This is a genomic window from Polymorphospora rubra (assembly GCF_018324255.1).
GTDB classification, from domain to species: domain Bacteria; phylum Actinomycetota; class Actinomycetes; order Mycobacteriales; family Micromonosporaceae; genus Polymorphospora; species Polymorphospora rubra.
Genome location: NZ_AP023359.1, coordinates 22489 through 37028 on the forward strand (window position 1 = coordinate 22489; position 14540 = coordinate 37028).

General features: G+C 70.2%; 18 protein-coding genes. 1 reads left to right on the forward strand and 17 read right to left on the reverse strand.

The features are described from left to right. The first annotated feature begins 132 nt into the window (after positions 1 to 132). The gene (locus Prubr_RS00115) at positions 133 to 318 is read left to right on the forward strand and encodes a hypothetical protein (protein ID WP_212820382.1); all 186 of its coding nucleotides are present in this window, start codon (positions 133 to 135) and stop codon (positions 316 to 318) included. A 97-nt stretch (positions 319 to 415) separates the two neighbouring features. Here Prubr_RS00115 and Prubr_RS00120 read toward each other — a convergent pair whose 3' ends face one another. The 17 genes from Prubr_RS00120 to Prubr_RS00200 all read right to left on the reverse strand — a co-directional run bounded on the left by Prubr_RS00120 (position 416) and on the right by Prubr_RS00200 (position 14529). Then, a complete protein-coding gene (locus Prubr_RS00120; protein WP_212820384.1) occupies positions 416 to 580 on the reverse strand; it encodes a hypothetical protein in 165 nt (54 codons plus the stop codon). An 11-nt stretch (positions 581 to 591) separates the two neighbouring features. After that, positions 592 to 1764: an AlbA family DNA-binding domain-containing protein gene (locus Prubr_RS00125; RefSeq protein ID WP_212820386.1), complete on the reverse strand. Its 1173-nt coding sequence runs from the start codon at positions 1762 to 1764 to the stop codon at positions 592 to 594. Between the two features lie 38 nt (positions 1765 to 1802). Then, on the reverse strand, positions 1803 to 2492 hold the full coding sequence (locus tag Prubr_RS00130; RefSeq protein ID WP_212820388.1) for a hypothetical protein: 690 nt from the start codon (positions 2490 to 2492) through the stop codon (positions 1803 to 1805). 186 nt (positions 2493 to 2678) lie between these two features. Further along, positions 2679 to 3071: a hypothetical protein gene (locus Prubr_RS00135; protein WP_212820390.1), complete on the reverse strand. Its 393-nt coding sequence runs from the start codon at positions 3069 to 3071 to the stop codon at positions 2679 to 2681. Beyond that, entirely contained in the window at positions 3068 to 3733 is a 666-nt protein-coding gene (locus tag Prubr_RS00140) for a hypothetical protein (RefSeq protein ID WP_212820392.1), read from the reverse strand. Before Prubr_RS00140 ends, Prubr_RS00135 begins: the two co-directional genes overlap by 4 nt. Continuing rightward, positions 3733 to 4149 carry a hypothetical protein gene (locus Prubr_RS00145; RefSeq protein WP_212820394.1) on the reverse strand — a complete coding sequence of 139 codons (417 nt, stop codon included), beginning with the start codon at positions 4147 to 4149 and terminating at the stop codon, positions 3733 to 3735. Before Prubr_RS00145 ends, Prubr_RS00140 begins: the two co-directional genes overlap by 1 nt. A gap of 28 nt (positions 4150 to 4177) precedes the next feature. Beyond that, on the reverse strand, positions 4178 to 4519 hold the full coding sequence (locus Prubr_RS00150) for a hypothetical protein (RefSeq protein WP_212820396.1): 342 nt from the start codon (positions 4517 to 4519) through the stop codon (positions 4178 to 4180). Continuing rightward, complete coding sequence (locus tag Prubr_RS00155) at positions 4516 to 4983, reverse strand: hypothetical protein (RefSeq protein ID WP_212820398.1); 468 nt, start codon at positions 4981 to 4983, stop codon at positions 4516 to 4518. Before Prubr_RS00155 ends, Prubr_RS00150 begins: the two co-directional genes overlap by 4 nt. An 89-nt stretch (positions 4984 to 5072) precedes the next feature. Next, positions 5073 to 5588, reverse strand: a complete 516-nt coding sequence (locus Prubr_RS00160; RefSeq protein ID WP_246568170.1) for a hypothetical protein — start codon at positions 5586 to 5588, stop codon at positions 5073 to 5075. A 103-nt stretch (positions 5589 to 5691) separates the two neighbouring features. Next, positions 5692 to 6678, reverse strand: coding sequence for a DUF932 domain-containing protein (locus Prubr_RS00165; protein WP_212820402.1), 987 nt, complete (start codon positions 6676 to 6678; stop codon positions 5692 to 5694). A gap of 170 nt (positions 6679 to 6848) precedes the next feature. Continuing rightward, the gene (locus Prubr_RS36570) at positions 6849 to 7412 is read right to left on the reverse strand and encodes a hypothetical protein (protein ID WP_246568172.1); all 564 of its coding nucleotides are present in this window, start codon (positions 7410 to 7412) and stop codon (positions 6849 to 6851) included. Next, on the reverse strand, positions 7409 to 8056 hold the full coding sequence (locus tag Prubr_RS00175) for a hypothetical protein (protein WP_212820404.1): 648 nt from the start codon (positions 8054 to 8056) through the stop codon (positions 7409 to 7411). Before Prubr_RS00175 ends, Prubr_RS36570 begins: the two co-directional genes overlap by 4 nt. Positions 8057 to 8138: 82 nt before the next feature. Continuing rightward, positions 8139 to 9323: a MarR family transcriptional regulator gene (locus Prubr_RS00180; protein WP_212820406.1), complete on the reverse strand. Its 1185-nt coding sequence runs from the start codon at positions 9321 to 9323 to the stop codon at positions 8139 to 8141. Positions 9324 to 9756: 433 nt separating this feature from the next. Beyond that, positions 9757 to 10809, reverse strand: coding sequence for a M23 family metallopeptidase (locus Prubr_RS00185; protein ID WP_212820408.1), 1053 nt, complete (start codon positions 10807 to 10809; stop codon positions 9757 to 9759). Beyond that, positions 10797 to 11612, reverse strand: coding sequence for a replication-relaxation family protein (locus Prubr_RS00190; RefSeq protein WP_212820410.1), 816 nt, complete (start codon positions 11610 to 11612; stop codon positions 10797 to 10799). The genes Prubr_RS00185 and Prubr_RS00190 overlap by 13 nt, the downstream gene beginning before the upstream one ends. Before the next feature lie 62 nt (positions 11613 to 11674). Continuing rightward, entirely contained in the window at positions 11675 to 13273 is a 1599-nt protein-coding gene (locus Prubr_RS00195; protein ID WP_246568174.1) for a type IV secretory system conjugative DNA transfer family protein, read from the reverse strand. Next, entirely contained in the window at positions 13270 to 14529 is a 1260-nt protein-coding gene (locus Prubr_RS00200) for a hypothetical protein (RefSeq protein WP_212820412.1), read from the reverse strand. The genes Prubr_RS00195 and Prubr_RS00200 overlap by 4 nt, the downstream gene beginning before the upstream one ends. Positions 14530 to 14540: the final 11 nt, after the last annotated feature.

Here is a 14540-nt window from a genome sequence, read left to right on the forward strand (position 1 = left end):
TCTCGTAAGTCTCCACTACCAGCGGCCGGTTCGCTGATACCGCCCGGCTTGATGATCAGGTGGAGGTCAGGGTGAATGGCCCGTGATGCCCAGCGACGGGCACGAACGCTATACGCATCAGGAGAAAACCCAGTGACCATCCCGACACCAACAACTCGCACCATCAAGGTCGATGACGAGGTCCATGACGTTCTGCAGCGCACCGCTACCAGCCGGGGCACGGACATTAACGGCGCACTGCACTACCTGCTCGAAGTCCCCAAGGTGTCGGCCTCGCCGTCCGCCGCCGCCAACGACGACGACGACGACGACGAGTGACATCACCGTCGTTCCGTGCTGCCGGCTGTGATCAGCCGGCAGCACGTTCTCTGGGTCGTTCGCCGCGACAGCCTTACAGCGACAGCCGCCTCGCCGGTTACTCGTCTTCCTCCAGGTCCTCATCGAGGTTGTCCAGGCGAAGCGTGCTGGCGCCTACCGTGACGATGAACTCGCCGGTGAGTCGCCCTCGTACCTGGGCGGCGGTCGCGGACCACGTGGCCGTCAACGTGGCGCCCGGGGCTTCATGCACGAGCAATGGCACCGGTTCCAAGGTCATTTCATCGTGGGGGCGCAGTTCGAACTCGTCGTACTCGATAGTGACCGATTCTGTATCCCGCACGGTGTAGGAAGGACCCGGGCCGGGAAGGTGGAGCGCGGGCATACGTGATGCGAGGTCATACGACCTGTTGAGTTGTGGGAAGAGGCTACGGGTCGTGGGTGTGCCGAGGGGCTTGGGGCGGTTGGAAGATCGGGACGATCGCCATCGAGGGTGTTATCCAGTTCTTCGGGATAGCTCATAACCTTCCCTGGAACCTTTACGACGAGCCGTACGGCGGCATAGCCGAGGTCGGTCGGGTTCCGTACGGTCAGTACCAGGGACGCTGGTTCGTGTCGGTACAGGTCCCAGATCCCTCGATCCACGAGTACGGGTCTCGTCTCGTCAAGGAACTGCTCAACCTCTGCGGCGTACTGCTCCTGGGTACGAGTGTCTTGAACGGTCTGAATCAGCGCGCCGAGCGTTGTGTCAACGGAGGATGCCCCCGGGCGACGCGACGCCGGCCGGTAGCGGGCAGCAGCCAAGGCAGGTCGACGCCGCACCACCCACTCGTCTACCGCACCGCGAATGTCGGGGACCTCCTCGATCGTCGCCGGTATCGCTGCCACGCTCATCTGCAGGCTGGGAGTGCGTTCGAGCAGCCTGGCCTGAAGCATGTCGAGGTCGTTCGGGGTGGCTTGGTCAGTGCGGCCGGCGTGCCGGACATAGATCGTCCCGGCTTGGAACTTGTCGATGTGTTTGCGGGTGTAGCAGATGGGATCGCCGGGTTTCGGCGGGTCCACGATCACGATGAGTACGGTCTTCCCGTCAACCTGGACGTACTCCGGTCTCCACTGCACCGCGTCGCCGATGCAGGAGCGCACCTTCCCGATCAGAGTTGCAGGGTCCACTGTCGTTACACCGGTGATCTCTCCGGGTTCGACGCCGACGAGGAGGTAGCCGTACCCGCCCGCTGACTGGGCTGCGGCGGTGGGCTGACGGTTGGCCAGACCGATGATCTGCTTGACGATGTGAGCTTGCCCGGCCGCCGTGGCCGGGTCGAGGCCGGACGACTTCCACTCGATCCAGCGGTGCTCGTCGTGCTCGTCGGCGCCTTCAACCGCCCGGACGAGTTCGACGAGCTGGCTCGGCAGCAGCAGCGGCGACGAGGTGTCGATCTGGAGACTCACGTGGTCAACGATAGAACCGAGCCACGACAAAAGCTTGTTCAATACCGGTAGGCGGCCGGCTCCTCGTCGTACGTGGTCACTGGGTGGTCAGCGAGGGCACGTGCCCCGGCCAGAAGCCGTTGGGCGGTGCGCGGGGTGACGTCGAGTCGGCGGGCCAACTCGTTCCCGAGGCCGTGATTCGTCCGGCCTGCGGCCGTGGCTTCGCCCAGCAACGCGATGGCGGCTTGAAGTCGGGGGTCGTCGGCATACCGGTGCGGTTTGCGGGCGCCGGTGGTGCCGGGGGTGCGGCCGGTGGACTGGCGGCCGGTGCGGGCGTCGGCCACTGCCCAGACGGTACGCCGGAACCACAGGCGGCGGGTTCGGCCGTCTGGCAGCTTCGTGGTGCGGTCCGGGTGGTTGAGCAGGGTGTCGGGCAGGTTGCGGTAGGAGCGGTAGCCGAGGATCTTGGCTGCTGTTCCGGAGCCGATGAGGTCGTCGGGGTTTCCGCGGCGGTCGACCTTGGTCAACTCGGCGCGTTTCGCTGCCTGGTGTTCAGTGTGGAAGGTCTCGATGTCGTCGAGCCAGAACCAGTCGCGGCCGTCGTGGTGGAAGCCTTCGGGGAAGCCGAATCGGGCGCGGTGGCGGTGCCAGTGGTTCACGGTGGAGTAGGCCGCGCCGGTGTGTGCCGCGACGCCGGCCCGGTCGAGGGCGGTTTGTCCACCGATCACGCGTCGTGCCATGTCGCCCATCCTCCTTCCCCGGGTGGCTTCCTGCGAGCACGGTGGCGTCGAGGCAGGCTCGCCGTAGGATCGGTGGCACGCCTCGGCTCGGGTAGTAGCGGCCGTGTGGTCCGCAGGTGGCCCGGAGCGGGCGAGGTGGCCGGTCGGGATCGCGATACGCCCTCGGGCGTGCCCGCCGGCCACCGACCAGCCCCGTTACAGCTTCGGCCGCAGCAGCCGCCACGCCACGTCCGCCATCCGGTGCAGCGGCATAGCAGCGAGTTTCGCCCGGGTGGCGGGTTTGAGCGCGTGGTACACGGTCAGGATCGCGGCGGCGGTGGTCGCGTCCACCACCACCCCGTCGATCTTGCGGAAGTTGCCGCGCTTCGCCTCGCGCAGCAACTCGATCACGCGAGGGTCGCCTGCGGTCGCGTCGTCGGGAAGCGCGTCGATCTCGGCCAGTCCTTCGCAGTCCGGGCAGGTGACGAGGTGCAGGTCCTCGGTGACGCGGATCAACGGCCCGTCGTCGGCTCCGCAGACCGGCCCGGTACGGCGTTGGGCCTTTGCATGGGTGGAGGCGGGCCGTTCGTGCCGTGACGGGGCGGTCATGATGCCCCTCCTGCCGTGTTGGGCCAGATGCCGAGCGGGTGGCCGGGGGTGATCTGGCCTCGGCCGGGTGCGAGGGTGTCGAACACTGCGGTGTACCTGTCGTGCAGCTCGCCTCGGGTTCGCATCAGGTGTTTGCCTCGGGTGAGCTTGGCGGGCATCGCGTCGGCCACGCGGCGGATCAGCCCGTACAGGTCGCGGGCCTCGATGAGGTCGGCGCATCCCTGGCAGGCCGTCCACCGCTCGCCCCATGCCTGGGTGAGGGCGTGCTCGGTGTCGGTGCGGCGCACTCTGGCCGCGTGGTGTCGGGATCGGTAGTCGTTGACGGACACTACTTGAGCGGTGATCCGGCGGGCGTCGGTGATCTGGTTGGCGCATCGGTAGATCCAGGCGGCCTCGGGTGCGGAGCAGAAGTCGCACTCGATGATCGGATCGGGGATCTGGGTGATGGGTGCGGGCTCGGGGCGGTGGTCGCTGTGCTGGCCGCGCTGCTCGGCCGCGTGCAGGTACCCGGCGATGAGGCCCAGGTCGTTGAAGCGGATGTTGAGCCCTCGACGGCAGCGGCGGCAGTAGATCGGCTCCTGGAGCAGCGCCATACTCGCGTCGAGCGCTGCCGCCTCGGACGGACGTGCGAACCCCTCGGGATGCGGGAAGTGCGGTGGCATTACCGGTCGCCTCCGTTCTGGGTACCGGTGTGCGGCCAGGCGGGATCGGCGGGGTCGAGGGTCTGCTTGAGGCGCAGGCTGGCGAGGTCGACCAGCCGCCGAAGGATGCTCGCCGTTCCGCTGCTGAGGTCGGGGTCGTAGTCGTGGGCGATGCGGCAGGCGTGGCGTAGGACTACGGCCGCCTTGATGAACGCCGCCTCCAGGGCGGCGTGGTCGTCGGCGCGGGTGCACCTCACGACGTGGGCGGCCGGGTAGGTACGCTCGTCGCCGATGGGGAATCGCAGGGTGTAGCGGCGTGCGTAGGTGGTGTGCGGGGTGGCGTAGCGGACGTCGGTGACGGTGCCGAGGCGGCATTCGGTGGCGTCGGACGGGTTGACTACCCGGGCGGTGTCGCCCACTTCCAGGGACCGGTACATCGGTACTCCGTTCACGGGATACGAGGGGTCAGCGGGTCGGGTGGTCGATCTCGCCGCCACCGTTGATCTCGAAGGCGATGACCTCGTCGGGGGTCTCGGTGGTGTCGGCGTGCAGGTAGAGGTCGCCGGCTCGGCGTTTGACGCCGATGGAGACGCCGTGCACGTCGAGCACCACGTACGCCGTGCGGTCACCGGCCGTGGCGTCACCGGGGTAGACGCGCAGGTTGAGTCGTGCCAGCACCTCGGCGCACACGGGGTCGACCGAGCCGAGCAGGGCGAGCGCACCCGCGAACTGCTGGCTGCTGATGGCGTGTTGCCGCCCGTCGCCGATGCCGTCGGTGTTCTCCGACGCCTCGTTCCAGGTCGTCATGCCGGGTCCTTCTCGTCGCTGGCCGGCTCGTCGCCGGTGGCCGGGTTGGGTGGGAAGGCGGCGAGGATGCCGTTGAGGGTGCCTCCGGCCTGCTCGTCGGTGATGGCGGCACAGGCGATGAGGGCGGCTCCAGCGGCGAGGGCCTGGGCCGGGGTGTAGCGGACCCGTACGCTCCGGGTGCCGTCGAGGGTGGTGCCGCGGACCTCGACACGGCCTCGCCGCCAGGTGGCGACGGGCAACTCGTCGTCCGGGACCGCGTGGACGGTCCCCCGAAGTCCCTCGCGTAGCGCGGCGCGCAGGTGCTCGCGGCGGCGGGCGGCGATGGCCTCCCACCTCGACGCACTCCTGTTGTGGACGGTGTGGCCGTCGTCGGTAGTGGATGCCGCGTGGGCGTGGAAGCGTTCAGCATTGCCGGTCGCCTGGGCGAACTCGGCCGCGAGGTCGAACAGCCGTTCTGGGTTCATGCGGATACTCCGTGATGAGTCAAAGGGGACATCGCCCGATGTGCCGCGCGGCCGGGGTCGGACCGTGGCCGCGCGGCACGTCGCGGCGGTCAGGGACGGTCGGCGGGCGGTCCGGCGGCGTCGGGCGGGGTCGCCGGTTGCCGGACGGTGCCGTTGGGGGCGAACGGCGGTGCCGCCTTCACGTGCGGAAGTCCGGAATTGAGCTGACCGATTCGGTCGAGCACGATCGCCCCGGTGGCGGTCAGGTGCGCGCCCACGGCGAGGGCCTGCTCACCGGTGAGCAGCACGACAAGGCGGCGGGCCGAGGGGTCGTGCAGGTGCAGCTCGACGTGACCGTTAGGCAGTGGCCGGACCGGTTGGAAGCGCTCGACCTGTGCCCCTTTGGGCAGTCCCACACGAAGGGCCTTGGCCAGCGCCCGCCACTGCTCGTTGACGAGCGCGTCCCACTCCCCGGCGCGGGCGATCGAGTTGTCGTACTCGGCCCTGCTGGTCGAGTGTTCGGCCGTCGCGCGGGCGACCTCGGCCCGCGCGAAGTTGGCGCACACCTGGTTGACCAGGGCGATCATTGCCTCGACGGTGGGCGCCGGGGCGGGCGGTGACGTCACGACAGGCTCGGTCCGGACTTTCGCGGTACCGGTGGCGCAGTGCGCGCCGGTACCGGAGCCGGCCGAGGTCTTCCGCCTACCCCGGAACCAACGCCAGCCCATCTCAGACCGCCAGCAGCTCGAACGCGCGGGCCTTGAGGTCCGCACCGGCACCGGTCAGCGCCCGCGTGGCGCGGGCGAGGTCGGTCTTGGCGGGGGCGAAGTGGTCGATGTACTCGGTGACGGCCTGGTAGCCGGCCCACCGGGTGCCCTTGATCGCCTTCTGGGTGTCGGCGTCGCGGAGGAGGTACCGCAACGTCGCCGTACGCTGCTTGGCGTTGTTCTTCGCCGTGTCGGAGGCGTCGTCGGCGAGGGGCCACACCTGCGCGACGATCTTCTCGAACTCGCCCATGGTCAGCGACTCGTTGATCATCTTCTCGGCTTCGGTCTCGAAGTCGCGGAACGCCTTCCACATCAGCCCTAGGGCCTGCCGCGCCTCGGCGATCTTGCTGGTGACGTTCGAGGTGTGCCGGAACGTGTACGAGCTGACCGACCGCCGGTACGCGAGGGCCTGCGTGTTCGCGCACACGATCCGAACAGGGGTGGCGTCGAGGCGAAGCGCGGCGGTGCCGTCGTGCGAAGTGGTGGCCGCGAGGTACAGGTCCATGTCGTCCACCCCCGCGATCTGCATCGCGGTGGGCAGCTTCATGGTCACGAAGACCGACCGGCCCTTGCGCATCGAGCCGGCCGTCTCGAAGTGCGCGCCGGACTCGTCGACCAGGAGGTTGAGGGTCTCGGCGACCTGCTCGTTCTGGACCACGCTGTAGTCCTCGCCGACCACGCCGAGGTACTCGGTGGCGCCGGTGACCGGATTGGTCCGCACGGTCATGTACTTGTCGGGGCAGTCGACCTTCGTCACCCCCTTGTCGGTGATCTCGATGCCCTGGATTGCGATCTTGCGGACCTCCCAGCCGCCGAGCCATGCCTTGCTCATGACCTCCTGCGCGGTCATGCAGGCGTCGGTGACGGTGCCGAGTTGGTGCCAGGCGGACAGCCGCGCGGAGGCGAACGCCGTCTGGCCGTTGGCGAACGTTTCGAGTTCGTGTGCCACGGTGGCACCCCTTCCAGGTTGTGGTGTTCGGGTGGGCGGCGGGCCGGGGTCGCGATCCCCGGCCGCGCCGTCACAAACAATGTTTCCTACCTCGATGGGTCGATCAAGACGATCGGCTGGAGTCGATCAAGGTTTCTGCGGCGAATCTGACGCCCGCCGCCGGACGTGGCCTACTGGCTGTCGGTGGCCGGGTGCAGCCGCCCGTCCTGGCCGTACAGGTACGCGCGGACGGTTTTGAACGGGGCGGGCAGGTACACCGTGTATCCGTGTTCGGGGACGAACCGGGTTCGGTAGGTACGGGTGATGCCCAACAGGTACCGGTCGGGTTTGTCGCCGTGCGACCCCGGCGGGATGATGCCCGCCCCCGGACGGTCGGCACGGGCGCGGCGGTGCCGCCCGATCGCGATGTGTGGGCACAACGACAGTGCGGCGGTCATGCACTCGGGGTGACCCGGCGGGTCCGCGTAGGGCATCAGCTCAGCCGCGCGGGGTCCGCCGAGAAACGCCACCCAATACCCCATCGGCTCGCCGCACAGCGAGCACTTGCGCTCGATGGCGAGGCAGGTCGAGACGGTGGTGTTGATCGTAGTGAAGTCCACGTGCGACCCACTGCCGCCCGGGTCGGAGTGGATGTTGACCGGCGGGATCGGCAGGCCGCGCCGCACGTCGTGGGGACGCGCTGCCAGCGCGGGCGGGATGCCGGGCTCGTCGGCGGGCGGCACCGGGCGGGTCACGACGCCTCGCCGTTGCGGCCGGGCCGCGTGTCGCTGATGACGAGGCCGGGATTGGCGATCCGCAGCACCGGTGCCACGGTCTCCCATTGCGTCGCGCTCGCTGTGTAGACGCTGGTGTCGAGTCCGGCGGCCTCCATCACGCCGTGTTGGATCCCGGCGCTGTCGGCGTTGTCGAACACCGCCACCACGTCGCCACCTGCGACCACGTACACCGGGGCGTCGTCGGCGGGACGGGACAGCGGGGTCGTACGCCGGTGTTCGGCCAGCCACCGCCCGACCTCGACCGGGTCGCCGGTCAGGGTGCCGGTGTCGTAGCCCTCGCCATCGAGCCACGCGAGGTGATCGGCGACGGTCCAGTCAGGATGAATGAGCCAGGATTGCCGTACGGCCTGCCACATGGTCAGGCGGGCCGGAACGCCGATCGGGTCCGCCGGTTGCGAGCCGTTCGGGCCGGGTACCGGGCATAGCGGGGTGCCGTCGTGGTGGGACGCGGCCGGACGCGGGACGAATTCGTTGAGGGGCCAGTCACGCGGCGGCACCGGTCGGGCCGGTTCCCCGCATTCGGGGCAGCGCAGCGACCCCGGCGCGAGCGTCGGGCCGTGGGCGTCGTGGTCGTAGTTGGTGTGGTCGTGGGGGTTGGTCATTGTCCGTTCCTTCCGTGCGCTTGTCGGTGGGCGTGCGGGTGCCGGGGCCGGGCAGGCTGCCCGGCCTCGGCGGGGCGGTCGGTCAGGCCGTGACCGGCGCGGCGGCGGCCTCGTCGGTGGCGGTCTCGTCGGCGGTGGTGTCGTCGGTCTCCGGCGGGGCCAGGAACGCGCGAACCTCGGCGGTCGGGGCGGGCGGGTTGTCCGCGAGGGCGTACGTTTCCGGGGCCTCACGGGTCAGGACCAGCACACCGAGCCCGGTCAGCTTGTCCATGCCGTTGCGGACCGCCCCGGGGCTGCGCCCGCCGATCTCACGGGCGACGGTGCCCGGGGTCACCTCGTGGCCGGGGCCGAGGTCGCGCATGAACGCCTCGACCCGGTTACGCAACTCGTTCTTGCCCAACTTGGCCGACCCGTCGCTGTTGATCTCGCCGCTCGTGCGGCCGGTGCTGGTGGTACGCCGGGCCGAGGGGCGGCGGATCTTGCGGGTGTGACCGCACGTCGGGCACGTGGTGTGAGTCGGGGCGTTGGCCGGGTCCACCGTGGCGAGGTCGCCGTCCCCGATGACCCACAACTCGTTCCCGTCCCCGTCGACCGGCAGGCGACGCGCGACCCCGGCAACCTCCATCGCGGCGAGAATCGTGTCGCCCATGACGACCGACAGACCGCTCTCGTTGATCGCGCTGTCGGCGGTGATGCCGTTCGGGTGACCGCCCAACACACCAGCCATGATCAACACCTTCAGGTCAGGCTGACGCGGGGCGACCGGCACCCCCGACACCGGCACCCCCGATACCGGCGCACCGGACACAGGGGCCTCCGGCAGCGCGGACTCGTCCGCCCCACCGCCCCCGTTCGCGTCGTCGGCGGGGGTCGCCTCGTCGGCGGCGTCCGGGGTCGCGTCGGTGGCGTCGCCGCCGGGGGTCGGCTCGTCGGTCGCGGCGGTGGCGTCATCGCCCGAGGCCGGCTCGTCGGTCGCGTCCGGCGCCGCGTCGGTAGCGTCGTCGGCCGGGGTCGGCTCGTCGGTCGCGGAGGTGGTGGCGGGGTGCCAGATGTCGGCGCTCTTGCGGTTGCCGTTGGTCGGGCCGGGGGTGCGGGTGGCGGTGCCGTCGGCCTCCATCGCGGCGAGGGCCTTGGATGCGGTGGACTGCCCCACCCGGGCCTCGGCGGCGAGGTCACGGACGGTGATGCCGTCGGGGTGGTTGGCGAGGGTCCGGGCGACGGTGGCGGCGGTGGTGGTGGTCGGCGCGGCGTTGGTGTTTGGGGACATGGCGAATAAACCTCCGTGCAATAGGGGTCGGCAATAGCGATTCCGCGTGCGCGTGGTGCGCATTGTTTGCGGTTTCGCCGGGGCGGTTTTTGTTGCCCACGTCCATGGACGCTCGATACCCAGTGATTGTCAACCCCCGTTGCGCAAGACTCTTTACGGTGGCCGCGCGGCGCCACTTCCGTTCTCGATTCAGGAACCGTTTACCGCCGTCCGAAACGCCATTTGACGGCCCCCGGTCCAACGCTGTGACACGTTCGGCGCGGCTCCCTAGTACCGCATGGGGTAGGCGGCGCGGGGGCCGCCCACACCGTCTTACGGGGTCGCGGTTTTCGGGTCGAAACGACGACGCCGCCCGCCCGGCGGACCGGACGCGCGGCGCTCACCGCAACCCGTGCAGGTCTTCTTGCATTGTGCGGAAAATCACTTCATGGATTTACAGGGTCAGGCCTTTTCGGTACATGAAAGAAACCGGGTCAACGGCATTGTTCTCGGTGGCGGGATAGCCTTCGTGGATCTCGTAGTGCAAATGGGGGCCGGACGAGTTTCCGGAGCTTCCGACGTGGCCGATTGGCTGCCCCGCGATCACCGTCTGTCCCATGCGCACGATCGGCTGTCGCACCATGTGGCAGTAACGCGAAACGATGTCGTCGGCGTGACGGATCTCCGTGTACCAGCCACACCCGCCGAGTCCCGGGTGGCCGTCACGGTCGCACGGCATCGGGCGGCCGGTGGGTTCCCATGAGCTGCCGTCGATGTTGCACCGCACGCGCACGACCACGCCGTCGAACGCGGCCCGGATGACGGTGCCTTTCGCTGCCATGATGTCGACCCCGTCGTGTCCGGGCCGGGCGCCGGTGCGGAAGCCGGAACCGGCCGTGCCCGCCACCGGGCGGGTCCACCCCGAGGCACTCATTGGCGCACCGTCACACACCGGCAGCGTCCCGCCGGTGTACGCCGCGACGATCTCGGTTGCCCGCCTTTCGTGTCGGGCGTACGCGTCCGGGTACGCCGACCGTTGCACCTGCTGTGCGGCCTCGGTGAGCGGTAGCCGTTCCCACCCCGGCACGGTGACGAGGCGCTCGTAGAACTTTCCGGCGGCGTATTCGGGGTTCATGACCTGTGCCGGGGTACCCCATCCTTGCGACGGTCGCTGTTGGAACAGCCCCAACGAGTCATGATCGTTGTTCGGGCCGAGGTGACCGTGGTTGATCAACGAGGACTCCTGGAGAGCGGTGGCGACCGCGACCACCCACCCGCGCGCCGGTACCCGCAACCGCTCACCCACGGTCACGATCACCGAGGCGTTACGAGCCTGCTCAGCCGACAACCCCGCCGGGACGGCGCCCGGTGCGGTGACGGTGCCGAGGCAACTGCCCCCGCCCGCGCCGCCACCGGGCACCGAGGAGACGACCCCGGCGGTGGCGGCCGTGATCAACAGCAGCAACCCGGCGACCCCGACCGTGACGCATACGGCTACCCGTCCCACGGCGCACCGTCCCCGCCCGGTGCGGGCAGCCCGGCCAGACTCACCCGGTCGGGGTGCCCGACGATGCGCCAGACCGGCCCCGCCGGGCCGCCGGACGCGGCGGCGTGGTCGGCGGTGGCGGTGGCCACGGTCACCCCGTCCGGCACCCCGGCCCGCCGTAGGTGGGCGTGCAGGTTGGCTTCCCGGGCGGTGGTGGGTAGCCAGAACAGCACCGGATACGCCCAGCGGGGCGGTAACGCGGCGTAGCCGGTCAGCTTGCCCACCACGCGCGAGAGGGTTTCGGTGCCGAGGTCGGCCTCGACCCAGAACGGCACCGCCGGGCCGTTGTCGGACCACACGCCGTGCCCGTCCGGGCGTACCAGGTTCCCGCACGCCTCACGGCAGCGTGCCTCGTTCCACCACCGCACCAAACGTGCGCCGAGCCGGGTGCGGGCATGAGCCGTGAGCGCGACGAAGAACCCGTTCACGGTCACCAGGTGCACCAATGTCGGAGACATCGCGAGCCGGGCAGTGGCGTCGCGTACGGCGGCCGGACGGGGTAGCGCCTCGTCGCGTCCGGCCGCGATGATGGCCGCGCCGACCGGGCCGAGGGTCCACCTCCATGCTTGCGAGCCGGGCCGGTGGTAGTGGCGGAACCGGTCGAGGATGTCTCGATCATGAAGGGTGTTGAGTCGGTTGCGGGCACGACCGACCGACCCGAAGGCCAGGTCGACGAGCTGATCGGTGGTGAACGTCCGGTGCTGATCGAGCAGGTCGAGCAGGAGCCGGTCTCGGGGAGTAAGCCGACCGAGTTCGGCGGCCACGACGGACGCCGTCAGGCGGAGACTGCCGGTGGCAGATGTGCGGGTAGGAGGGATATCTCTTATCAGTCGGTTCCGGTCCACCGGTCCTCCTCACCACCGTCCACGTGCGCGTATGGCGTGTTCAAGGGGGCGTGTTCACCCGACTGTTCGTGGTCGTTGCGTTCCTCGTTGGATCGCTCGTTAGACCTCTCGTTAGAACCCTCGCCCTGAACAGCGAAGGTGTTGCGGCCCACCATGTCCGTGACCGCAGCGTCAACCGGGGCGGAAGAGTCGGTGCTGGCCGAGGCGGTAGCGGCTTCGCTGAGCAGCCGTCGCCGCTGTTTCACCGGCAGGCCGGTGTGCTCTCGGGCCGCGCGGCGCAGCTCGCCGGCACGCCCCGCGATGGCCGGCGGTGGGGGCTCGGTATCGGCGGTAACCGGTGGGACGACCCGCCCGCTCGCGACGGGCCGGAGGACGACTTCGTAGCCGCCGAGGCGGATCAGGTCCCCGTCATCGAGATACGGCCGCAGATGCCGGGCCTGGTCGATGGCGTCACGGGGAGCGAGAGCGAAGTACACCTTGTTGCGGGCGTTGGCGTCGATCGCCTCCACCATGTCCCCGGACAACTGCCCCAGGTACTGATGCGCGAGGACGAACGAGGTGTGCAAGCCGCGGGCCTCGGCGAGAGCGTCATCGATCCCGATCGGCAGGTGCAGGAAGTTGTGGCACTCGTCCAACACGATCATCGCGTCCGGACGTTCGTCCTCGCGGATGCGGGCGCGGGCGGTGGTGGCCTGCCACAACCCCGCCAGGAGCAGAGAGCCGACCAGCCGGGTGCCGTCCTCACCGAGCACTCCCTTGGGCAGGCGGGCCAGCAGGACGCCGCCGTCGAGGATGTCGGCGAAGGAGAACGTGGTGGCCGGCACCCCAAACAAGCTGTTCGCCATCGGATGCGCCAGTACCAGGCGCAGCCGGGACAGCAGCGGAGCGACGAGGCCGGAGCGCTGCGTGGCGGGCAGTTCGTTGAAGCCTTCCCAGAACTGGCCAAGGGTGTTGCCTTCCCAGGCGTTCAGCTTGCTGGTGGCGGTGTTGACCCGTTCGGCTCGCCAGGTGGAGTCGGACAGCAGCCGTGGCAGGTGGGTGAGGGTGGCGCCTTCGACGTGGGCGAGGGTGAGTAGGCCGTGGTAGCAGATGTCGGCGGTGCGGTGTCCCCACCAGCGTGACCACACCTTCGCCATCACCGCCGTGAGGTTCGCGGCCACGTCGTGCGCGCTGCCGCCGTGCACGCCCGGGTCGAGCAGGTTGATCGCCGGGGGCGCGGCCCGTTCGTCCGGGTCGATCAGAACCAGGCGGTCACCGCAGTCCTTGGGTAGCCGGGCCAGTAGGTCTCGGATGAGGTCACCCTTGGCCGGGTCGAACGCCGCCACCCCACGTCCAGCCTCGACATCGTCGAGGATCATCCGCATCAGCAACGTCGTCTTGCCCGTGCCAGTCGGCCCGAGGGCGTGCAGGTGGTAGCGGCAGTCGGGCAGGGAGATCCCGACCCGCATCGGCGGTCCGGCGTTGGCGACGCCGATGACCTTGCCGCCGAGGCCATGCCGTTCCTTCAGCGGCACCAGGTTCAGCCGGCGGTCCTCCGGCTGGGCGGTGGGGACCGGGGCCTTGGTGTTGGTCGTGTTCATGGGATGCTCCAGGCGGTTGGCGGGGCGTCGTCCTCGGTCGCACGGGGCTTCGCTTGCGCCGCTGGGCGGTGGTTCGTCTCCCGCTCGATGGTCTGGAAGACGTCGCGGGTGGCGGCCCGACGGCGTGACGCCGCACCGGGCAGGCCGTAGGCGGCCGGTTCGGCGGGCAGTCCGGCAAGGGCGGCGGCTTCCGCCACGGAGACAAGGTTCATCCGGGCCTCGGGCACCCACCGGTCGGCCGCCGCGACCGCACCACGCCGGAGCCGGCGGCGGGTGAAGTGCGCCGACAGCAGCCCGAACCCAGAGCTGACATCGGCAGCGGCAGCGGACGCTGCGGCCTTGGTGGGACCGGTAGCGACCGTGTGGAGCGCGACGAGCAGGTGGGGTGCTTCGGCGTACTTCGCCCGCGCCTGCCGGGCCAGTTCGGCGGTGTACGGGTCGGTCGGGCTGGTGCGCCGCTTCGGGCTCGACGGGCCGGGCGTGACGATGTCCAAGACGCCGATGATCAGCCCGCGCAGCCCGTCAGCGAGCAGCCCGATTGCGCGGGATGCACCACGAGGGCGGCGGGCACGTTGGGGCTTGGTCATCGCCCGGCGTAGCAGCCGCAGGCGGTGGGCGGGTGCCCGGCCGAGGTGGACTTGCAGCAGCCCGCCGCCGGTACGCCCGGCCGAGGCGAGCCCGCCGTAGACGGCCCGGAGCCGGTCTTCCTCCGGTGCGTCGGCGTCCACGCCTCGGCGCAGCGGTGGCGTGGTGTCCTCGACCAGGGGCAGCCATTCCGGCTGGGTGGGCCAGACCGCGAGGGCGGCCACGGCCCCGGTCGTCGCGACGGCCGGTGGGAGGGTCTGTTCAGCCCGTGCACCGGGCCAACCGCGTTGCAGCAGCCGCACCACGGCGGTCGGATTGACCCCCGGTGGCAGCCACAGCCCGCACCGCATCCCCTCCGGATCGGCGACGACCTCCCAGACGAGCCGCGCCGGGCGCAGCGCCCACCGGCGCGGCGCGGGCAACACGGTGGCGAGCAGCCGCCACAGGCCGATCGTCGCGGCCGGAGTGGCGGTCACCGGCGGGGTGATTTCCAGCCACCGGGCTCGGGCGGCGTGCCGCCGCCAGACGCGCCGCCGCCACAGCGTCCACCCGACCCGTACGGCGATGAGCGCCGCCAGGGCGGTGAGGAGCAGCGGCCACCGGTCGCGGACGAGACGCCACACGGCAGCGGTGGGGTCGTCGCCCCAGGAGCCGCACAGCAGCTCGCCCACAACCGAGTCGG

Coding starts and splice junctions, on each gene's coding strand:
- Prubr_RS00130 (WP_212820388.1), bottom strand. CDS start 2,492: ATGGGCGACATGGCACGACGCGTGATCGGTGGACAAACCGCCCTCGAC.
- Prubr_RS00135 (WP_212820390.1), bottom strand. CDS start 3,071: ATGACCGCCCCGTCACGGCACGAACGGCCCGCCTCCACCCATGCAAAG.
- Prubr_RS00140 (WP_212820392.1), bottom strand. CDS start 3,733: ATGCCACCGCACTTCCCGCATCCCGAGGGGTTCGCACGTCCGTCCGAG.
- Prubr_RS00145 (WP_212820394.1), bottom strand. CDS start 4,149: ATGTACCGGTCCCTGGAAGTGGGCGACACCGCCCGGGTAGTCAACCCG.
- Prubr_RS00150 (WP_212820396.1), bottom strand. CDS start 4,519: ATGACGACCTGGAACGAGGCGTCGGAGAACACCGACGGCATCGGCGAC.
- Prubr_RS00155 (WP_212820398.1), bottom strand. CDS start 4,983: ATGAACCCAGAACGGCTGTTCGACCTCGCGGCCGAGTTCGCCCAGGCG.
- Prubr_RS00175 (WP_212820404.1), bottom strand. CDS start 8,056: ATGACCAACCCCCACGACCACACCAACTACGACCACGACGCCCACGGC.
- Prubr_RS00180 (WP_212820406.1), bottom strand. CDS start 9,323: ATGTCCCCAAACACCAACGCCGCGCCGACCACCACCACCGCCGCCACC.
- Prubr_RS00195 (WP_246568174.1), bottom strand. CDS start 13,273: ATGAACACGACCAACACCAAGGCCCCGGTCCCCACCGCCCAGCCGGAG.